The 20,839-nt window shown below is 64.2% G+C and carries 17 protein-coding genes; 11 read left to right on the plus strand and 6 right to left on the minus strand.

All coding sequences use genetic code 11. The features are described 5' to 3' along the window. Positions 1-38: 38 nt before the first annotated feature. The 4 genes from IRZ12_RS05770 to IRZ12_RS05785 all read left to right on the plus strand — a co-directional run bounded on the left by IRZ12_RS05770 (position 39) and on the right by IRZ12_RS05785 (position 3,771). Complete coding sequence (locus tag IRZ12_RS05770; RefSeq protein WP_296465507.1) at positions 39-1,028, plus strand: tripartite tricarboxylate transporter substrate binding protein; 990 nt, start codon at positions 39-41, stop codon at positions 1,026-1,028. Between the two features lie 26 nt (positions 1,029-1,054). Next, complete coding sequence (locus tag IRZ12_RS05775) at positions 1,055-2,782, plus strand: CocE/NonD family hydrolase (RefSeq protein WP_296465511.1); 1,728 nt, start codon at positions 1,055-1,057, stop codon at positions 2,780-2,782. Positions 2,783-2,943: 161 nt separating this feature from the next. Beyond that, positions 2,944-3,249 (plus strand): hypothetical protein, encoded by a 306-nt coding sequence (locus tag IRZ12_RS05780; RefSeq protein ID WP_296465513.1) that lies wholly within the window; start codon positions 2,944-2,946, stop codon positions 3,247-3,249. A 342-nt stretch (positions 3,250-3,591) separates the two neighbouring features. Continuing rightward, positions 3,592-3,771 carry a hypothetical protein gene (locus tag IRZ12_RS05785; RefSeq protein WP_296465518.1) on the plus strand — a complete coding sequence of 60 codons (180 nt, stop codon included), beginning with the start codon at positions 3,592-3,594 and terminating at the stop codon, positions 3,769-3,771. Between the two features lie 83 nt (positions 3,772-3,854). On the opposite strand, the gene IRZ12_RS05790 is transcribed toward IRZ12_RS05785, so the two are convergent. Beyond that, positions 3,855-4,076, minus strand: coding sequence for a hypothetical protein (locus IRZ12_RS05790; protein ID WP_296465522.1), 222 nt, complete (start codon positions 4,074-4,076; stop codon positions 3,855-3,857). Positions 4,077-4,349: 273 nt separating this feature from the next. On the opposite strand from IRZ12_RS05790, the gene IRZ12_RS05795 reads away from it, so the two are divergent. Then, positions 4,350-4,610, plus strand: coding sequence for a hypothetical protein (locus IRZ12_RS05795; protein ID WP_296465525.1), 261 nt, complete (start codon positions 4,350-4,352; stop codon positions 4,608-4,610). Between the two features lie 537 nt (positions 4,611-5,147). Here IRZ12_RS05795 and IRZ12_RS05800 read toward each other — a convergent pair. Both IRZ12_RS05800 and IRZ12_RS05805 read right to left on the minus strand, forming a co-directional pair. After that, positions 5,148-6,110 carry a tripartite tricarboxylate transporter substrate binding protein gene (locus tag IRZ12_RS05800; RefSeq protein WP_296465528.1) on the minus strand — a complete coding sequence of 321 codons (963 nt, stop codon included), beginning with the start codon at positions 6,108-6,110 and terminating at the stop codon, positions 5,148-5,150. Then, positions 6,107-6,937, minus strand: a complete 831-nt coding sequence (locus IRZ12_RS05805) for an amidohydrolase family protein (protein WP_363322242.1) — start codon at positions 6,935-6,937, stop codon at positions 6,107-6,109. Before IRZ12_RS05805 ends, IRZ12_RS05800 begins: the two co-directional genes overlap by 4 nt. 112 nt (positions 6,938-7,049) lie before the next feature. On the opposite strand from IRZ12_RS05805, the gene IRZ12_RS05810 reads away from it, so the two are divergent. From IRZ12_RS05810 to IRZ12_RS05825, 4 genes are all read left to right on the plus strand, one after another. Further along, positions 7,050-7,934, plus strand: coding sequence for a LysR family transcriptional regulator (locus IRZ12_RS05810; RefSeq protein WP_296465531.1), 885 nt, complete (start codon positions 7,050-7,052; stop codon positions 7,932-7,934). A gap of 173 nt (positions 7,935-8,107) precedes the next feature. Next, positions 8,108-8,521, plus strand: coding sequence for a hypothetical protein (locus IRZ12_RS05815; RefSeq protein WP_296465534.1), 414 nt, complete (start codon positions 8,108-8,110; stop codon positions 8,519-8,521). Between the two features lie 274 nt (positions 8,522-8,795). Next, complete coding sequence (gene nadA, locus IRZ12_RS05820; RefSeq protein ID WP_296465539.1) at positions 8,796-9,947, plus strand: quinolinate synthase NadA; 1,152 nt, start codon at positions 8,796-8,798, stop codon at positions 9,945-9,947. Positions 9,948-10,111: 164 nt separating this feature from the next. Beyond that, the gene (locus IRZ12_RS05825) at positions 10,112-12,019 is read left to right on the plus strand and encodes a SurA N-terminal domain-containing protein (RefSeq protein WP_296465542.1); all 1,908 of its coding nucleotides are present in this window, start codon (positions 10,112-10,114) and stop codon (positions 12,017-12,019) included. Between the two features lie 51 nt (positions 12,020-12,070). On the opposite strand, the gene IRZ12_RS05830 is transcribed toward IRZ12_RS05825, so the two are convergent. Continuing rightward, positions 12,071-12,682: an arylesterase gene (locus IRZ12_RS05830; RefSeq protein ID WP_296465565.1), complete on the minus strand. Its 612-nt coding sequence runs from the start codon at positions 12,680-12,682 to the stop codon at positions 12,071-12,073. 139 nt (positions 12,683-12,821) lie between these two features. Between IRZ12_RS05830 and IRZ12_RS05835 the strand changes: the two genes are divergently transcribed. Then, complete coding sequence (locus tag IRZ12_RS05835; protein WP_296465545.1) at positions 12,822-13,559, plus strand: ABC transporter ATP-binding protein; 738 nt, start codon at positions 12,822-12,824, stop codon at positions 13,557-13,559. Positions 13,560-13,566: 7 nt separating this feature from the next. Here IRZ12_RS05835 and IRZ12_RS05840 read toward each other — a convergent pair whose 3' ends face one another. Further along, positions 13,567-15,081, minus strand: a complete 1,515-nt coding sequence (locus IRZ12_RS05840; protein ID WP_296465549.1) for an NAD(P)H-hydrate dehydratase — start codon at positions 15,079-15,081, stop codon at positions 13,567-13,569. Between the two features lie 93 nt (positions 15,082-15,174). Here IRZ12_RS05840 and purL point away from each other — a divergent pair, with 93 nt between their 5' ends. Next, the gene (purL, locus tag IRZ12_RS05845; RefSeq protein WP_296465554.1) at positions 15,175-19,287 is read left to right on the plus strand and encodes a phosphoribosylformylglycinamidine synthase; all 4,113 of its coding nucleotides are present in this window, start codon (positions 15,175-15,177) and stop codon (positions 19,285-19,287) included. A 179-nt stretch (positions 19,288-19,466) separates the two neighbouring features. Here the strand turns inward: purL and IRZ12_RS05850 are convergent, their stop codons facing one another. Then, positions 19,467-20,522, minus strand: coding sequence for a porin (locus IRZ12_RS05850; protein ID WP_296465559.1), 1,056 nt, complete (start codon positions 20,520-20,522; stop codon positions 19,467-19,469). Positions 20,523-20,839 lie beyond the last annotated feature (317 nt).

Here is a 20,839-nt window from a genome sequence, read left to right on the forward strand (position 1 = left end):
ATATTTTTAGTGCCCGCGGGGCATGCCAGGAGGAGAGTATGAGAGTCACCATCTGTGCAGGACTCAGCTTATTGATAGGAAGCGTGACTGCTGTGACTGCTGCGGCTGCGGCATCTCCTGGAGGAACGTTTCCTGAACGGACGATCAAGCTGCTGCTTCCCTTCGCGCCGGGCGGCAATCCGGATACCGTGTCCCGCATCCTGGCCCAAGAACTGACGAAAAGCCTCGGTCAGGCGGTGGTCGTGGAAAACCGTGCAGGCGCCAACGCCATCATCGCGACCGATTTGGTGGCAAAAGCGCCGGCGGATGGCTATACCTTGCTCTACACCACGGGCTCCCACGTCATCAATCCCATCCTGTATCGGTCGCTGCCCTACGATACGGACAAGGATTTCACTCCCGTCGTCTTGGTTGGGTCGACGCGCGGGCAGGTGCTCGTCGTGAATCCCTCATTGCCCGCCGCCAACGTGCAAGAGCTGATACAGCTGGCCCGCTCGACGACGTCGAACATTACCTATGGCTCGGCTGGCATCGGGAACACGATGCATTTGGTGGCGGAATACTTCAACTACAAGGCGGGCACGCACATGGTCCATGTGCCGTACAAAGGCGCCGCGCCTGCCATGAATGCCGTCATGTCGGGGGAAGTGAAGCTAGCTTTCTTGAACCCGGTATCGGCCATCGAGCAGGTCAAGCATGGAAAGCTCCGGGCCCTGGGCGTCACTGGCTCAACCCGGTTCCCCCAAATGCCTGATGTACCCACCATTGCAGAAGCGGGAGTGCCTGGCTTTGAGGTGCAAGGCGGATGGCAGGGCGTGTTTGCTCCAGCCGGGACGCCGCCGGAAGTCGTGGCCAAGCTGAACAAAGCGTTCAACGATGTGATGGCGTCCCCCGCGATACGCCAGCGCTTCGAATCCATGGGCCTGGACGTCGCAGGAGGCTCCCCGGAAGACATGTCGCGCTATTTGGCCAAGGAGACCGAGATCTACCAGGACATCGCGCGAGCAGCCAAGATCGAAAAACAATGACCCCTTGCCACGGAGACACTTCGATAATGAACGCACGCACTCAAGGGCCTGGGGCTTCGGGCTCCGACGACTCCACGCAATATACGCTGCTCTTCGAGAAAAATGTCACGATCGAAGTCAGCGACGGCACCCGGCTCAGCGCGAACGTTTTTCGACCGCGCGAGCCGGGACGCTATCCCGTCATCATGGCCGCTGGCGTGTATGGAAAGGACGTGCATTTCGCCGACGGCTTCAAGCCTCAGTGGGAAAAACTGTGTCGCCTGTATCCCGGCCTGTGCGAGGACGGCTCCACCGGGAAGTATCTCCGGTGGGAGACGGTCGATCCCGAGCGGTGGGTCCCGCACGGCTATGTGGTCATCCACGTTGATGCGCGCGGCAGTGGCAAGTCCCCGGGCTACCTCGACCCGATGTCGCCGCGGGAGATTCAGGACTATTACGAAGCCATTGAATGGGCCGGCACCCAGTCGTGGAGCAACGGCAAGGTCGGCTTGATAGGAATTTCGTACTATGCCGCCACGCAGTGGTTGGTCGCCGCGCTGCGGCCGCCCCATCTCGCAGCGATCGTGCCTTGGGAGGGGCGATCGGACCATTACAGGGACTATGGCTACCACGGCGGGATCATGAGCAATGGCTTTTTGTTCTCGTGGTGGCCCAAGCAAGTCCTCTCCAACCAGCATGGAAATGTGAATACGCCTTACCGCGATAGGGATGACGGCCTTCCCACGACGGGGCCTGCCTTGGACGAAGCCATGCTACTCGGCAATAGGAACGATTACCCCGCGGAGATGGCCAAGCACCCGCTTTGCGACGCCTGGCACAAGCAACGCAGCCCCGACTTGGCCCGCATCGAGGTGCCGCTGCTCTCGGCAGGGAACTGGGGAGGACCGGGCAATCACCTGCGCGGCAACATCGAAGGCTACCTGCGCGCAGGATCCAAGCAAAAGTGGCTTTCGATGCATATCGGCACCCACTACGAGAGCTTCTACCTGCCTCGCTACGTGGCAATGCAAAGGCGTTTTTTCGACCACTTCTTGAAAGGCGAGGACAACGGCTGGCAGGATACTGCTCCCGTGCAGTTGTCCATCCGCACGGTCGATGGCGAGATACGCAGGGACGAGAACGAGTTTCCCCTGGCCCGAACCCGATGGACCCGCTACTACCTCCATCCATCTGACGCGTCCCTGACCCTGCGCGAGCCCGCGGGGACGAGCGAGGCAAGCTTCGAGGCCATGGAAACAGGATTGCATTTCCATACCGCCCCCTTCGAGCAGGAGACGGAAATCACCGGGTTCATCACCTTGCGGCTCTGGATCGCCTCGACCACTCGCGACGCCGATATCTTCGCCGTGCTGCGCCTATTCGACCCCTCAGGAAAAGAGGTGATTTTCGATGGCGCCCACGAGCCGACTCCCGTTACGAGAGGATGGCTGCGGGCCTCGCACCGCAAGCTGGACGAAGCGATGACGACTCCCTATCGGGTCTATCACGCGCATGATGAAATCCAAAAGCTGGCCCCCGGCACTTACTACCCGCTCGATGTCGAGATCTGGCCCACCTCCATCGTCATTCCGAAAGGCTATCGCTTGGGCCTGACGCTGCAAGGCAAGGACTTCGAGTTCGAGAACGTGAAGGGGCGCCTGACGCATACGCACCCGGCCGATCGCGGTGGAGAAGACTTCCGCGGGCGCACGACGGTTTGTTCTGGACCGGAACGACCTTCTTATCTCGTTCTTCCGGTGATTCCCCCGAGCTAAGGCCAGCGCTTGCAGTCGTGGGCCGCGCACGCGTCGATCTCGGCGGCGCCCGTCCTGCGGGTGCCTGCTCCCGTGGATGCGTATCGCGCCGCGGACGCGATAGCGCATTGAGCCCGAGAACAGTCGGCAAGGCAGGTCTTCTTGGCTGACTGAGATACGCCGTGGCGGCGTATCATTCGCTGCTTCTGCACGTCTGGACTGAGGGAGCAGCGATGTGGGACGGTAGCGAGGGATTCGACTACAGCGTTCTGACGTTCAAGAAAGATGCGGACCGGTGGATGGCGGCGTGGCGACTTCGCCAGCAGGGCGCACATATCGAGGTTCGCAATGTCGGCGATGGCCCGGAGATTTTCGAGCTTCACGTATGGATGCCCAAAGGGCCCATCGTGCGGACCAGCGTCGAGCAGATGGTAACGGCGGCGAAAAAGAAGGAAAAAGAAGAGATCCTCGCCTGCGGGTGCTGCTAGGTGGCATGCACGCGAGGGCCGGGAGCCGTTTCTGATTAGGGGTGGCCAGGGAGCGCCTCCCGGACGCCGCGTGCAGAGGCCTTCTTGGAGCTTCGCAGCAAAGCATAGCGGCTGGTGGCCGGAGGAGCCCAGCTTTCCGCACTCCGTCATTGATCTGCATCAAGATCGGGCGCGAGAGCACGGCTCGTACGATCGTCAGTCGGCGGTGAATATTTTTCGCAGCGAAGGGGGCGCCTGCGTTGCCCCATAAGCTGAATCGTGTGCGGCATAAACGGATTTGTTCGGCCGGTTTCGTAAGCGCAGCGTATCTTTCCATGCCGGGAGGGAGGCGACTAGCAGGGCATGGAGCAGGACGACGAGGACGCCGAAGGGCCAGAGGCCGACTACATCTTGGTGTTCGAGGAGGGGGCGAAAGCGCAGGCCAGGGAGGTGGCATTGAGGCTGCATGGCCGGAACGCGCATGTGGAACTTCATTCCAGGTCAGGCCGAATCGAGCTGCACGTGTGGTGGCTGCGCCGTTAACTGCCGCTGCGCTTGGTGGCCGCAATCTGCACCCAGCATCCCGAACGTCTGTGTCCGGTCATCGAGTTGGCCTGGCAGGCAAGTCATCGGTCGTGCGCAACCGCGAACGACGTTGCGCGTAGTCCGGCAATGTAGGCATCGCTCGCGCACAAGTCGCTCGCGGACGCGATCTCTTCTGTAATGATTCTTGCGATTTCCCGACGCGTCGCCTCCGGATACGGCGTGGTTTGCACCAGTCGTTGAATGGCGAGGACGAGACCTGTCAGCTGTCCTTCCAAGTAGTCGTGTTTTTCTTCAGCAGTCATACGTCAAGGGAGATGGAGCACGGGGCCAACGCTGAAGCAACCAGCGGCCGGATGAATGATAAGGAATGAGGGGGACTATAGCTTACCGTCCTTGCGGCAGGCCATCATCGATACCCTTCGTCCTTCCGTGCGAACCTTGGTGCCACCCATGGCATCGGCATCGTCTCGTTCCTTTCTTTTCGAGGCGGGTGCATGACACCGGCAGAGGAGGAAGCAGCACGAACGCCGATGCGATGCTAGAGTTGCTTTGCTAGGACAACAAGGGAGGACGCCATGTCTCAGAAGCGTGTAGAAACTGCGTTCTTTTCTCTGTTTGACTGGGACTTCACCTATTCGGATGAAGATGGAACCGAGAGGGAAAGAAGCGTCGCCCTCTCCGGCCTGGACAGCGTGTCAGTGCGTTGCAGGTCATGCGGGGAAAGTTTCCGGGCGATCAACGGTCGTCCGGAACTTTCGGAAGGCGTGGGCTGCTTTGTCGTGAGATGCCGGAAGTGCGGCGCGTCGGAAGAAATCGGCTGCGATGTTTTTGACTGACCAGGATTGTTCTTCTGCGAGGTCGGAGTTGGGTGCCGATGGCCTCGGGATCCGGCATGCCGCACGACTTCATAGTCGCCAGCCTTGGTGCGCACGCGCTGCAAATTTCATTATTGCAATTTGTTACAATCGCCGTAATAATTCGGCCTTTTGGATACATGGCAGGTTCGTAGCCGAATGTGGATCAAAGAGAGGGCCGAGCTCGACTATTTCGTTCTTACGTTCAAGACCGTGGCCGATCGGTGGGGTGCCGTGTATCGATTGCGCCAACAATGCGCGTACATCCAAGTTTGCGACGTCGGAGAGGATCCTAAACGCTTGCAGCTGCACGTGTGGCTACCGAAGAAGCGGGAGGCGCATCCGCTCGGTGGGCCAGCATTGGGGCCGGCGTGAGCGGCGCCGCCATCCGGTGCTCGCTGGCGGGGAGCTGGCCTAGAACCGGGGTTCCCCGGTGCACGCGGCACCGAGGGCGGCAAGTCGCGCGGCCCGGGGCCCGAGCCGCATCCGCAAATTGCGAGAGATCGTCCTACTCGCTCGTCAATTCCACGTAATCCCGCTTTTCTTCACGACGTCCTTCCATTTCTCGATTTCTGCGCGCCGGAAAGCCTCGAGTTCTTCAGGCGTGGATCCGACGAGCTCGGCGCCTATGCCCTCGAGCTTGGTCTTGACTTCGGGATCCTTGAGCACTTCGGCCAGTGTGGCCGACATCTTGTCGACGATGGGCTTGGGCGTACCCGCGGGTGCGAACACGGCATTCCATTCGTACGACGAAAAACCCGGCACGCCGGACTCCGCGATGGTGGGCAAGTGGGGCAGGACAGGCGAGCGTTTGTCTCCGCCCACTGCGATGGGTCGCAGTTTGCCGCTTTGAATGTGTGTCCATGCCGAGCCCAGGCTGGCGAACATAATGGGCACCTGGCCGGACATCACGTCGACCATGGCTGGGCCGCCGCCTTTATAGGCGACGTGCACGAGGGAGGTTCCCGCCATGACGTTGAAGAGTTCGCCCGCCAAGTGTTGCGCCGAGCCTGGGCCGGCCGAGGCGAAGTAGGCCGGGTTCTTGGACTTGCCATTCTTGATCAGGTCTTGCACCGAGTTGATCAGTGTGCTGTTTGGCGAAGTCACGAGCACGTTGGGGACGCGCAGCAGCAAGGAGACCGCCTGGAAATCCTTGAGCGTGTCGAAGCTCATTTTGGATTGCAGGGCGGGGTTTTGCGCGTGATTCGACGCGTCGAGCATGAAGGTGTAGCCGTCGGGGGCCGAGCGCGCGGCAGCAGCGCCGCCTATCATGCCGCCGGCACCGCCTTTGTTGTCGATGATGACGGACTGCCCGAGTTTGGCCGATAGCTTGGGCCCGATGACGCGGGCGACAACGTCCACGGTCCCGCCGGGCGGGTAGGTGACGATCAGGGTGATGGGCTTTTCGGGCCACGCGGCTTGCACCGCCAGTGGCAGGGCAGCGGCCAGAAGGCCTGCGGCGAAGTTGCGGTAGGGGATCATGGGGTCTCGTCTCCTTGGAATCCAAAACAGCTTCTGGGGTTGATCACGAGTATGCGCTGGCGCAGCGCCGGATCGCTGATCCAGTCGTCCAGTGCACGGCGGGTTTGTGCATACGTCACGCCCGGGTGCTGGGTGTGGGGCCAGTCGCTGCCCCATAGCAATCGGTCTGGCCCGACATGCGCGAGGAGGAGCTCGGCGGCCCTGCGCGCGTCGGCGCCGGAGGGGTCGCGCCAGTTCCGGTACGCGCCGGAGAGCTTGACCCAGAGGTCATAGTCGCCGGCGGCTTCGAGCAGCCAGCGGAACCCGGGGTCGGCCGTGCCCAATGCGGGGTCGGGGCGGCCGAAGTGGTCCACGACCAATCGGCAATGCGCCGGTTGGAGCGCCGTCACGATGTCCGCCAGCCTTGCCGCCTCGACGTGGAGTTCGACATGCCAGCCTAACTCGCGTACGCAACCCAGCAGGTCCCGCCACGTTCCATCTTCCAGCGTCGGCAACGGTTGGCCGATGAGATTCAGCCTGATGCCCACGACGCCAGCCTGGGCCATGCGCCCGAGTTCGGCGGCGTTCGTGCGTGCGTCCACGACGGCGACGCCTTTGAGCCGGTGGGGGGCCAGGCGGATGGCATCGAGCATGTAGCGGTTGTCTGTGCCGAGGAAACTGGGTTGGATGAGAAGGCCCGCCTGCAGGCCATGGGCGTCGAGGTGCGCCAGGTAGGTCTCCAGCAGCGCATCGTTCTCTGGCGCGTAGCGGCGTCCGGGCGCGAGCGCGAGCGAACGGGCAAAAACGTGCGCGTGGGTATCCACGGCAGGCGGCATGATGGTTGCCAAGAATGTCTCTCCAGGATTCTCGCCGGCCCTACCGGCCGGAATGCGGGCGATTCTAGGAAGGCTTGATATATTTATCTATCCAGGTTTTTATGTTTTTACATAAGGATTTGTGATGGATATCCGCCGGCTGGAGGAGTTCCTGACGGTGCTGGACACCGGAAGTGTGAGCAAGGCAGCGGAGCGCCTGGGCATCGCCCAGCCGGCGTTGAGCCAGTCATTGGCACGGCTCGAGCGCGAGTTGGGGGTGCGCCTGTTCCAGCGCTCCAGGCGGGGTGCAGAGCCCACCGCGGCGGCGCGCCAGATTGCCGAAGACGTTCGCAGCGGCGTCTCCCGCATTGCCAATGCCCTGGATGCGGCGCAGGCCATTGCCAGGGGGCGGGCCGGCGTGCTGCGCGTGGGGCTAGTGTCCAGCGCCCTGATCGATATCCTTCCCCGGGGCTTGCGGGCGTTGCGCGAACACGCGCCAGGCGTGCGTGTCGTGCTGCGAGAAATGAGCAACGCGGAGCAGGCCCAGGCCTTGTCCCGAGGCGAGATCGACGTCGCATTGGCACACACGCCGGTCGCGCTGACCGGCGTCATGCAGGAAAAAGTGCTGATGCGCGAGCGGCTGGTGGCGGCGGTCCCGGCCGACCTGGGCCCGGGCCGGGAAGACCGGGTTTCCATGGCGGAAATCGCCCGGGCGGGCCTGGTCATGTTTCCCCACTCGCAGTTGCCGACCTTTTACGAATCCGTGATGGATACCTTCCGCAAGGCGGGACTGGATGCCGAGGTGGTGCAGGAGGCCAACCGCACGTTGACGGTATTGGCCTGCGTGGCCGCGGGCTGCGGCATAGCGTTGCTTCCCAGCTGGATACGTTCGCTGGATTTCAAAGGTGTGCGCTATTGCGAAGTGGCCGACGGGGCGCGCCTGCCGCGCTTCGACGTCAGCGCGATCTGGCCCAAGCGGTCGGTGCCCGGGCTGGCGGACGCGTTCGTGCGAGCTTGCGAAACGCCGTAAATCTGTGCCTATCCCCCACCGGAATCCCTGGGGGAACCCCGTCTTTACGTGGGCCCGGCGGTCGTAGACAATCCGAGAAGTTTCAAAATATTTCAAACGCATCGAGTGGGGCGGCGCGCCTGCCGGGCGCGCCAGCGGCTCCAAGCGCGCTGTCTGCAACGGAGGAGAGCATCGTGAAGACGAGGATGCGCCCGGGGAGGAGAGCCGGGGCGGTCTTGCTGGGCTTGTTCGGACCCCTTTCGGTGCCGGCGGGGGATGCCTCGGCCGCCGAGCAGCTCAGGTATTTCGCTGCGACGCAGAGCCTGAACCTCGCTGCGGCGGAGTCGCTGATCTGCCAAGAGTACTTCGGGAGGGCCCTGGTGCCCCGGGTTCGCCAATTGCGGTCGGAACTGATCCTGCGCTCGGGGCTTCCCGATCCGCGCGAGGCGATCGAAAGCGCTGAACGAGAAGTCAAGGGGCTCTATTCGGCCGGCCTCGACGCTTTGCAAGCTGCCGGCAAACAGCTGGCGGAGTATTGCAGCGCTGCGCAGGCGCGCATCGAAGAGATCGTGACCCAGGTGGACGGGAGCGTCTACGGGTGGCGATGAGCCTGTGCGCATCAATGGCTTGCTGGCGCAGGAGTCCTTGTCGGCGGGGGGAGAGCAGCGCGTCTTTTGGATCCGAAGGTCCGGCGCATCATCCCCGCATCGTTCGCGCTGGCCGGCATCGGATTGGCGTTCTTGCACGCGGCGTGAGAACTGTCGTCTTTGCCACGGCGATCCCCTTGACAGGGGATATGCTCATTATTAGCATAAATGGCGATCCCTTTTTTTATGAGCCAAAAATGCTCATATTGAGCATAAAAACGTTGCGGACTACGACATGACCAAGGCTGCGCTTCGCGTTCTCGAATTCGATCATCCATCTCTCGTCCGGGACGCCGAAGCCAGCGCGTGCACGGTGGGCCGGGCATGGGCCAAGGTGCCCGAGCCGCTGCCGGCCGAGCGCCGGGCAGCGCTGAAGGCGCGGATCCGTGAGCTGCTGGAACGCGAAAATGCTGTGCTGGTCGCCCATTACTACGTGGATGCGGAACTGCAGGAATTGGCCGAGGAAACCGGTGGCTGTGTGGCCGATTCCCTGGAAATGGCGCGTTTCGGGCGCGATCACCCCGCAAAGACGCTGGTGGTGGCAGGCGTGCGATTCATGGGCGAAACCGCCAAGATACTCAGCCCCGAGAAGCGCGTGCTGATGCCGGACCTGGAGGCAACGTGCTCATTGGACCTCGGCTGTCCGGCCGACGCGTTTTCGGCATACTGTGACGCCCATCCGGATCGCACGGTGGTGGTGTACGCCAATACGAGTGCAGCGGTGAAGGCTCGGGCGGACTGGACCGTGACCTCGGCGATTGCACTCGAGGTCGTGGCTCATTTGCACGCGCAAGGGCAAAAAATCCTTTGGGCACCCGACAGGCACCTGGGCGCTTACGTTCAAGCGCAGACAGGCGCGGACATGCTGCTCTGGCAGGGGTCCTGCCTGGTACATGACGAGTTCAAGGGCATTGAGCTGGAGTTGTTGCGCGCCGAGCATCCCCAGGCCAAGGTGCTGGTTCATCCGGAGTCTCCGCCATCGGTCGTGGCCCAGGCCGACGTGGTTGGATCGACTTCGCAGCTGATCAGGGCGGCACGCGAGCTCGATGCCACGCACTTCATCGTGGCCACTGATCAAGGGTTACTTTACAAAATGCGGCAGGCGGCGCCCGGCAAGACCTTCATTGCTGCGCCCACGGCTGGCAACGGTGCGACCTGCAAGAGCTGCGCCCATTGCCCGTGGATGGCGATGAACGGGTTGGCCAATCTGGCCGATGTGTTGGAGCACGGCGCGGGCGAGATCCTCTTGGATCCTGCGCTCGGCGAACGCGCACGGATTCCCATCGACCGCATGCTCGACTTCGCTGCCAGCCGCAATCGGCGAGTCCAGGCGAGCGGCGACTTGGCGCGGGACATGGCCTTGTTCGCGGGGGTGGGGCCGGCCTGATCGATGCGGGGACAACGTGGTCGGCCGACGGGTCGATGCGGCTTTCCTGCGGGGGGCCATGCTAGAATCGAAACGACACTTTTGGGTGCCCATCGGCCTTGCGCCTGTGGGCATTTTGCTTGTTAGGCCGTCTTGCCGCTGGCATCCGACCGGAGTATCCGTGCATGTTTGACCTCATTCGTAACCATCGCCGCTGGATGCAGTTTGTCTTGCTGCTGCTGATCCTGCCGTCGTTCGTCTTCGTTGGCATACAGGGTTACTCCAATTTCATGGAACGCGAGAGCGCGTTGGCCAAGGTGGCGGGTGAATCGGTCACGCAGCAGGAATTCGATGCCGCGGTCAGGGGTCGGCTGGACCAACTGCGGTCCATGATGGGCGCGCAGTTCGATCCCCAGCTTTTCGATACGCCAGCCATGCGCAAGGCGGTCTTGGACGAGATCATCAACACGCGGCTGATCGCGGCCGAGGCTTCCAAGAACTATTTCTCGGCTTCCGACGATTTGCTGCGGACCACGATCCAAGCCATTCCGGCGGTGCAGGAAAACGGCCGTTTCAGCAATGCCCGCTATCGTGACGCGCTGGCGGCCCAGGGCATGACGCCGGTCATGTTCGAGGCGCAGTTGCGCCGCGACCTCGCCCTGCAGCAAGTGTTGGGGCCGGTTGCGCAATCGGCGGTCGTGCCCGAGGCCGTCATGGATCGCCTCGTCGCCGCGGCGACCGAGCGCAGGGAGATCCAGATGCTGCGCTTTGCGGCGGCAGACTACCGGGCCAAGGTCGAGGTCACGGACGACGACGTCAAGGCCTATTACGAGGCCAATCGTTCGCGCTTCCAGTTGCCCGAGCGCGTCGACGCGCAATACGTGGTGCTGGACCAAAACGCGGTGACGCCCAACATTTCGGTGTCTGACGAGGACATCAAGGCCTACTACGAGCAGAACCAGGCCCGCTATCGCCAAGAGGAGCAGCGCCGCGCCAGCCATATCCTGGTCGCGGTCGAAAGCGGGGCGAGTGAAGCCGCGCGCGAGGAGGCCCGCAAGAAAGCGCAGGCCCTCGCCGAGCAGGCCAAGGCGCCGAACGCGGATTTCGCCAAGCTCGCGCGTGAAAACTCCCAGGACCCGGGTTCCGCAGGCAACGGCGGCGATCTCGACTGGTTCGGGCGTGGCATGATGGTCAAGCCTTTCGAGGATGCCGCGTTTGCGCTCAAGGAAGGCGAGGTGTCGGAAGTCGTGCCGACCGACTACGGCTTCCACATCATCAAGCTGACCGGCGTCCGCCCGGCGGTAGTCAAGCCGCTGGCCGAGGTGCGCAACGAAATCGTCGAGGAGATCAAGCAGCAGCAGGCGGCCCGCCGCTTTGCGGAGGCGGCCGAGCAGTTCACCAACCTGGTGTATGAGCAAAGCGATACGCTCGAACCTGCGGCCCAGAAGTTCGGCCTCAAGATCCAAGAGGCGCAAGGCATCGGCCGCAGCGGCCAGCCCGGCAACGACGTGCTGGGCAATCCCAAGGTCGCCCAGGCGCTGTTTTCCGAGGAAGTCCTGCAGGAAAAGCGTAACTCCGGCGTGATCGAGTTGGCGCCGAATCGCTTGGCTGCCGTCCGCGTGACCCGCCACATTCCCTCTACCGTGCAGCCCTTGGATGAAGTCGCGGCGACCATTCGCCAGCAATTGACCGATGAGCGCGCCATGGGCTTGGCACGCGAAGAGGGAGAGAAACGATTGAAGGCCCTGCGCGAGCAGGATTCCACGCAAGGCTTCGGCGCTCCGGTCACGGTGGCGCGCAATGCGCCCCAGGGAGTGGCTCCCACGGTGGTGGACGCGGTGATGAAGGCGCCTACCGACAAGCTGCCTGCGTTCGTCGGCACGACGACTGGCGATGCCTACGTCATCGCGCGCGTGCTCAAGGTCGAGGCCGCACCCAAGCCCGAAGCGAGCGTCATCGCCGCGGAGAAATCCATGATGGAGCGCCGCTGGGCGCAGGCCGAACAATTGGCCGTGCTCCAGATGCTGCGGGAAAAATATCAAGTCAGCGTCACGGCCGACGCGCAAGGCGCGTCCTCGTCCGCGGCGCGTTGACCGGCCTGGGCGAGGCCCGCAAGGCGCCTCGCTACGTCCTGGGGGTAGCCTTCAAGCGTTCGCGGGGCCGAGCAGCGGCTCGAGATGTCGCCAGACGTTGTCCAAGATGCGTGGCTGCGCCTGTTCTGTTGGATGCAGGCGGTCGGGCTGGAAGAATTCTATGTGTTCGGCCACGCCTTCCAGCAGGAAGGGCAACAGCGCCACCTTGCGTGATTGCGCCACTTTCGCGAACAACTGTTGGAAGCGCTGCGTGTAGTCGCGCCCGTAATTGGGCGGAATCTGCATGCCTGCCAATAGCACGCGTGCGCCTGCTGCCTGCGACGCCTGCACCATTTTGTCCAGATTTTGCTCCGTCATTTGCAGTGATAAGCCGCGCAAGGCGTCGTTGGAACCGAGCTCGACAATCACGATGCGCGGTCGGTGCTGCGAAAGCAAGGCCGGCAGGCGGCTGACGCCGCCGCTCGTCGTGTCGCCGCTGATGCTGGCGTTGACCACGCGGTAGTCGTATTTGCGCTCGCGTAGCCGGCGCTCCAGCAAGGCCACCCATCCCGTTCCCCGTGCCAGGCCGTACTCGGCGGACAGGCTGTCGCCCAAGACGAGCAACACCGGCGCGGAACTCGATTGCGTCGCATCTGTCTTCTGGCTTTGCGCGGCGGCAGGCAGTCCGGCTAACGCGACGGCGAGACATAGCGCGTTCGTCAATGTCCGGCGTCGCCCATCGGGCGCAGTCGGGGCGGCGATGTCGGTCGGTAGCGATGAGCGAGGCTTTATCATGTCTTTCCTTTCTTCAGGCGATGCAACCATGACGGGAATCTCCCCATCCGACGCCAGCCAGCGTGCCGCCGCGTCCAAGGCCGGCCATGCGATCGCCGTGCGGTCGTTGGCCAAGCGGGTCACCGATTCGAGCGGAGAGCTCGCCATTCTCGATGGGGTCGATTTTACGGTGGCCTATGGAGAGACCGTGGCCATTACCGGGAGTTCGGGCTCGGGCAAGTCCACGCTACTGGGCCTGCTGGCGGGATTGGACGTGCCGACGGAAGGAAACGTCTACTTGGCGGGGCAGGACCTCTTCGCGCTTGATGAAGACCAACGGGCGCAGCTTCGTGCCCGCCATGTCGGGTTCGTATTCCAATCATTCCAGCTTCTGCCGCACCTCACCGCGTTGGAAAACGTCATGCTGCCCTTGGAGTTGGCCGGGCGGGAGGCGCGCGCCAAGGCGACCGCGATGCTGGAGCGGGTCGGGTTGGGCGCGCGGCTGCGGCACTATCCCAAGACGTTGTCGGGTGGCGAGCAACAGCGCGTCTCGCTGGCGCGTGCGTTCGTGGTGGAACCCGACCTCTTGTTCGCAGACGAGCCGACCGGCAGCCTGGATTCGGCGACCGGCGAAGCTATCATCGACCTCATGTTCTCCCTGCACCGCGAGCGGGGGACGACGCTGCTGCTCGTCACGCATGATGCCAAGCTGGCACAGCGGTGCGCCCGCCAACTGGTGATCGCCGGTGGCAGGTTGGTGCACGACTCAGGCTCGGACATCGTGTAGCGGCCGTTCAGCCGCGATTGCGCAGGGCCCGCGCGGCGGGGGCGATTTCGCTCGCGGTCAATCCCAACGGGCCGGTGCCGCGTGCAACCAAATCGTCGGCGGCTGCGCCATGCAGCCATACGCCGGCGCGTGCGGCCTCGCCTATGTCCATGCCCTGGGCCAGTAGCGCGCCCAGCATGCCGGCCAGGACGTCGCCTGTGCCGGCAGTCGCGAGGCCGGCGTTGCCGCTGCCGTTGACAGACCATGATCCGTCCGGTCCGCAGACGATGCTACCTGCACCTTTCAGCACGATCCAACTGCGATAGCGCATCGCAAGCTCCCGGGCGCTCGCAATGCGGTCCGCCTGGATCTCCTCGGTCGAAGCGCCCAATAGGCGGGCGGCCTCGAGCGGATGGGGAGTGAGGATCGCCGGACCGCTGCGCGCGGCCAGCGCGCGGGACAACTCGGGGATGGCGGCGAGCAAGGCCAGCGCATCGGCATCCAGGACCAGCGGAACGGTCGTGGGGGCCTCGGCGAGGAGGCGGGCCAGCCAGCGTGCGGCGCATTCGTCCGCGCCCAATCCGCAGCCTGCGACCCATACCGTCACGCCGAGGCGTTCGGCCTGGTCCAGCAGCCCTTCAGCATCGCGCAGCATCAGTTCCGGATGCAGGGGGTCGTAGGCGGGCGTCGAGGAGGGCGCCGCCGCCATGCCCACGAGGATCTTGCCTGCGCCGCCGTATAGGGCCGCGCGAGCGGCCAGCAATGCGGCGCCCGTCATGCCCGGTGCGCCGCCGAGCAGGCCGAGCGTGCCGAAGCTGCCCTTGTGCGTGTCGTGCGGTCGGGGGCGGAAAAGCGCGGCGCAGTCGGTGCGGCGCGTGAGCCTGCCGGCGTGCGCGGCATGCTGGCGGATCAAGTCGGAGAGGCCGAGGTCGGCGACGCTGACGGTTCCCGCATGATCTTTGCCGGCACGGGTGTGCAGCCCGGGCTTGTCGGCGATGAAGGTAAGCGTGTGCTGGGCGATGAAGGCGCCGGGTTGCGCGGTGCCCGTGTCCGAATCGAGTCCGCTGGGCGTGTCGAGCGCGAGGACGGTCGCAGGCTGGAGGGACGCCCACTCTGACCAGCGCCGTGCCTGCTCCGGCAGGGGGCGGGACAGGCCAATGCCGAACATGGCGTCGACGATGAGCCTCGGTGCCAAGCGAGGCGGCTCGTTTGCGTCGGGCTCGCCCGGCTGCAGCAACCCGGGCGGCAATTCTTTCCAGGCCTGTTCGGCATCGGACGGGCGTCGGTCGCAGGGCAGGGACCACACCCGCACTTGGCGCCCGGCTCGGTGCAAGAGCGCCGCGAGCATGAGGCCGTCGCCGCCGTTATTGCCGGGCCCGCACAGGATGTCCACGGCGTGGCGCGGCCAGCGTGCGGCGATCAAGTCAGCCGCGGCGCGGGCGGCGCGGCGCATCAGGGTGTGCGGGGGCAGCGCGGCCTGCGCTTCGCGTTCGATGTGCCGGATCGCCGGCGTGCGGAACAATAGGTGCGATGACTCTTCCATGAACGAATTCTTGCGCGCGCGGCGGCGCCTGTCCAATGCCCGAGCGAAGGAGGGACGCGGCGATGGGCGCGGTGCCCCTCGTGGTTTTCCCGGATGCCCCGCTACGAAGTAAAATCTCGGCTGGCACGCGGTACTCCTCGCGTTTTCCGTCACCTCCTCCGCTTCCTGCTCTCTATCGTGGCCTCCATTCTGCGCCTCTCCGGCCCCCTTGCCCTTTCCTCGTTTCGTCGTGAACGTCTGCTGCGTCGGCTCCAGGCTTTGCATGCCTCGGTCGCCGATGTCGCCGCCCGCTATGTGCATTTCGTTTCCGTGGACGGCGAGCTGACGGCGGACGAGTACCAACGCTTGGAAAAGCTGCTGCGTTACGGCGATCCCGCGCCGCAGGCCCCGCAGGGCCTGGAGTTGCTCGTCGTGCCGCGGCTCGGCACGGTCTCGCCGTGGGCCAGCAAGGCGACCGACATCGCTCACAACTGCGGGCTCCCGCAGGTGCGCCGGATCGAGCGCGGCGTTTCCTACACCCTGGTGCTCAAGCGCGGTTTGCTGGGCGCTGCCAAGGCACCGTCCTCCGACGAACTGGCCAAGCTGGCCGACGCGCTGCACGACCGCATGACCGAGACGGTGGTCGATGCCGGCTTCGACGGTGCGCAATTGTTCGCCACCTTGCCTGGCAAGCCCATGCAGACCGTGCCGGTGCTGGCCGAAGGTGCGCAGGCACTGGCGGTTGCCAACCGGACGCTTGGGCTGGCGCTTTCCGACGACGAAATCGCTTACCTCGTCCAGGCCTTCACCGACCTGGGCCGTGACCCGACCGACGTCGAGCTGATGATGTTCGCCCAGGCCAATAGCGAGCACTGCCGCCACAAGATTTTCAATGCGCAATGGGTGATCGACGGCGAAGCGAAGTCCGACACCCTGTTCGGCATGATCCGGGCCACCCACCGCGCCCAGCCTGAAGGGACGGTCGTGGCGTATTCGGACAATGCCGCCATCATGGCGGGCGGCAAGGCCGAACGCTTTCACGTCCAGCCCGGTGGGCAGGGGCAGGTCTACGGCCGCCGAGAGGCCGTCGTCCATACCCTGATGAAGGTCGAGACGCACAACCACCCGACGGCGATTTCGCCTTTCCCGGGCGCATCCACCGGGGCGGGCGGCGAAATCCGGGATGAAGGCGCTACCGGGCGCGGATCCAAGCCCAAGGCAGGCCTGACCGGATTCACGGTCTCGCATTTGCGTTTCGAGGACGCCATCGAGCCTTGGGAGCGAGACGGGCACGGCGCGCCGGACCGCATCGCTTCGCCTTTGTCCATCATGATCGAAGGCCCGCTCGGCGGCGCGGCGTTCAATAACGAGTTCGGCCGGCCCAATCTGCTCGGTTACTTTCGCACCTTCGAGCAAACGGCTGGCGGCGTGCGCTGGGGTTACCACAAGCCCATCATGATCGCGGGCGGCCTGGGCAGCATCGAAGAGGGCTACACCCACAAGCAGGAGCTGCCCCCGGGCGCGTTGTTGATCCAGTTGGGCGGTCCGGGCATGCGCATCGGCATGGGGGGCGGCGCGGCCTCCAGCATGGGCGTGGGCAGCAACGCGGCCGACCTCGATTTCGATTCCGTCCAACGCGGCAACCCCGAAATCGAGCGTCGTGCGCAGGAGGTCATCGATCGCTGCTGGCAGCTGGGCCCCGAGAATCCGATTCTTTCCATCCACGACGTCGGCGCGGGTGGCCTATCCAATGCATTTCCCGAGCTCGTGGACGGCGCCGGGCGCGGCGCGGTGTTCGATCTGCAGCGCGTCCCGGTCGAAGAGTCGGGCATGTCGCCCGCCGAAATCTGGTGCAACGAATCGCAGGAGCGCTATGTGCTCGCGATCCTGCCCCAGGACCTCGACCGGTTCGACGCCATCGCTCGGCGCGAGCGCTGCCCATACGCCGTGGTGGGGGTCGCTACCGAGGAGCGCCAACTGCGCGTCGTCAACGGTGAAGGGTTTTCCGCCCCCGACGTACCTGCTGCGGAATGGGCGCGGACTGCGCGGCCGGTGGATGTGCCGGTGGATGTCATCCTGGGCAAGCCGCCCCGCATGGAGCGCAACGTAACGCGCCTGCCCGGCGCGGGCGAGCCCCTGGACGTCGTGGGCTTGGATTTGGATGACGTTGCGCTGCGCGTATTGCGTCATCCTACCGTGGCGAACAAGACGTTCCTCATTACGATCGGCGACCGCACCGTCGGCGGCCTTTCTGCGCGCGATCAAATGGTCGGGCCGTGGCAAGTGCCGGTGGCCGATTGTGCGGTGACGCTTGCCGATTACAGCGGCGTGCGGGGGGAGGCCATGGCCATGGGCGAACGCACGCCGGTGGCCGTTATTGATGCGCCTGCATCGGGTCGCATGGCGGTGGCCGAAGCCATCACCAACCTTGTCGCGGCGCCCGTCGCGCGCATGGAAGACGTCAAGCTGTCGGCCAACTGGATGGCCGCGTGCGGCGAGCCCGGGCAAGACGCCGCACTTTACGACACGGTCAGTGCCGTGAGCACGCTGTGCCAGCAGGTTGGCCTGGCGATCCCGGTCGGCAAGGACTCCCTGTCCATGCGCACGACCTGGACGGAGGACGGCGAGGAACGGCGCGTCGTGGCGCCCGTCTCGCTCATCGTGACGGCCTTCGCGCCCGTCACCGATGTCCGCAAGACGCTGACGCCGCAAATACGCACCGACCAGGGCGACACGACGCTCATCCTCATCGATTTGGGCCGTGGCAAGCATCGGCTGGGCGGCTCCATTTTGGCCCAGGTCATCGGCCAGGTCGGGCAGGAAGTGCCCGACATCGACGCGCCCGACGACTTGCGCGCCTTCTTCGCCGCAATACGCACGCTTGCGGAAAGCGGCGTGATCCTGGCTTACCATGATCGCTCGGACGGCGGACTATTCGCCACCGTGTGCGAAATGGCGTTTGCCGGGCACACGGGGCTGTCGATCAACCTCGACATGCTCACCCTCGACCCCTATGCCTCGGATTGGGGAGATTTCAAGATTCGCCCCGACCAAGTCGCGGTGCAGCGCGATGAGCTGACCATCAAGGCGTTGTTCGCCGAGGAGGCGGGCGCCGTCATCCAGGTGCCAGCCGCTAGCCGCAACGCGGTGATGGAAGTGCTGCGCGGCGCCGGATTGTCGGCCCATTCGCACGTAATCGGCGAGCCCAACGACCGGGACGAAATCGAGTTCTACCGGGATGCCAAGAAAATCTGGTCCAAGCCGCGTGCCGAGCTGGGCAAGGCGTGGAGCGAAGTCAGCCGCCGTATCATGGCGCTGCGGGACAATCCAGAATGCGCCGAGGCGGAGTTCGCGCTGTGGGACAACGCCACCGACCCGGGGCTGTCGCCCCGCGTCGGGTTCGATCCGCAGGAAGACATCGCCGCGCCCATGATCGCAACGGGGGTGCGTCCGCGCGTGGCCATCCTGCGCGAGCAGGGCTGCAATAGCCAGGTCGAGATGGCCTATGCTTTCGATCGCGCCGGCTTCGAAGCCTGGGACGTCCACATGACAGACCTGATTAGCGGGCGCATCGATTTGTCCGGCTTCAAGGGGCTCGTCGCGGTGGGCGGCTTCAGCTACGGAGACGTCCTTGGCGCCGGCGAAGGGTGGGCCAAGACCATCCAATACAACGCGAAGCTGGCCGACATGTTCGCCGCGTATTTCGGCCGGGGCGATACCTTCACGCTCGGTGTCTGCAACGGCTGCCAGATGCTGGCCGCGCTGGCGCCCATGATTCCGGGCGCCCAGGATTGGCCGCGGTTTACCCGCAACCGTTCGGAAAAGTTCGAGGCGCGCCTCTCCCTGGTCGAAATCCCGGCCTCGCCTTCTATCTTTTTCGAAGGCATGGCCGGCTCCCGCATCCCCATCGCCGTGTCGCACGGCGAAGGCTATGCGGATTTTTCGCAGCAAGGCAGGGCAGATGCGGCGATTGCCGCCATGCGTTTCGTCGATCACCTCGGCAACCCGACAGAGGTCTATCCCTACAACCCCAACGGCAGCCCGGGCGGCTTGGCAGGCGTGACGACGGCGGACGGACGTTGCACCGCGCTGATGCCTCACCCGGAGCGGGTGTTCCGCAATGTTCAGATGTCGTGGAGCCCTGAGTCCTGGGGCGAGCGGGATAGCGGGGGCGAGTTCTCCCCCTGGATGCGCATGTTCCGCAACGCGCGTCGCTGGACGGCCTGATTCGGCGCGGCTGCAGGAAGGCTGGATCGCGGTGCAGCCGGTGCCCTCTGGCTGCCTGCAGGGGGCAGGGTGGCTGGCTATCTGCCACGCGGCCCGATAAAAATAAAAACCCCGGGCATTGCCCGGGGAAATAAGGCTGGAGGCCGGACCCAGCCGTGGCAAGGGCCTTGCGGCCCTTATTAGAAGCGATGCTGCAGGCCTATGCCGAGTTGGCGATAGGTCATGTCGCGGTTCTGGTCGAAGTTGTGCACGTCGTTGTCCGCGAAGAACGCGTACAAGTTGGTGCGCTTGGACAGATCGTAGGTGTAGCCCACCGCCCAGCCGTCGACCTTGGACTTGGTCGCTTTCTGCCATGCGGCATAGAGCTTGCCGGGGCCCAGCGGAGCGCTCGCGCCGATGGTGTAGGCGTTGTCGCTCGAGAATTGCCCGCCCGTCGCTACCACGTTGTTGTAGCCGTTCAGGAAAGCCGGGGTGATGTTCTTGGCCCGGGCGTAACCGGCATGGATGGCGGCGACGCCGAAATCATACGAGGCGCCCAGCGTGATGTTGCGGAAGGGGCGGGTGCCAGGCAGCGGTGATTCCACTTGTTGGTAGGTCAGCACCCCCTTGATCGGGCCGTTGTCATACTTCAAGCCCAGGTCGACCATGCGGTTGTTCCGGCCGCTCTCGGGCGCTTCCTGCTCGCCCGTGGTCGGGTTGGCGAATGCGTTGAAGCTGTAACCCACGCCGGCCTGGATGCCATAGAACGAGGGGCTGTAGTAGTACACCGAGTTATTTACCCGGCCGCCGCCCATCACGGCATCGTTATAGGCGAAGGTGCTGCCAACGCTAGCAGTGCTGAAGTTCAGGCCGAAGGGGTTGGCAATGCCCGCCGCCCACATGAAGGCCAGGTTCGTGGTCCGTCCGAGCGTCAGGCGGCCCATGCTATTGCTTTCGAGGCCGACGAAAGCGTAGCGGCCGAATAGCCGGCCATGGGTTTGCTGGCCGTCATCCACCGTAAAACCGTTCTCCAGGGTGAAGATGGCCTTCAGCCCGTTCCCCAGGTCTTCCGAGCCGCGCATCCCGAAACGCGATTGGCTCATCAAGCCGCTGTCGATGCCCTTGACGGTCTGGCCATCGACCTTTCGGTAGTCGAAGCCGGCGTCGACGAGACCGTATAGCGTCACGGAACTCTGCGCATGCGCGGCCCCTGCAAATCCGGCTAGCAGGGCAGTCGCGAGTAGGGTTTTCTTCATTCCTTGGTCTCCAGCGTAAAAACGTGTCGGCAGTCGGCTGGGTTGCATCGGTGGGCCACCTAGGGCCGCCCGGCACCCAGCCGCCGGCCAGGGTTGGATTTCCAGGCGAAGCTGCGAAGAAATCTGTAGAAAATTTCATCAGAAAGGATGATGCGTGCCAACCGATAAATTTGGCTGACGACCAAAGGTTGTTGCAATTCCGTCCACGATCGCCGGATTCGTGGTAGCAAAAACAACAGGCGCCGAGGCTGGGTTACAACCGGATACCGGAAGCGCAGGGGTGGGGTGCCTGTGTCCCCACATGCCATAAAAAACCC

Source organism: Pigmentiphaga sp. (assembly GCF_019689535.1).
GTDB lineage: Bacteria > Pseudomonadota > Gammaproteobacteria > Burkholderiales > Burkholderiaceae_B > Pigmentiphaga.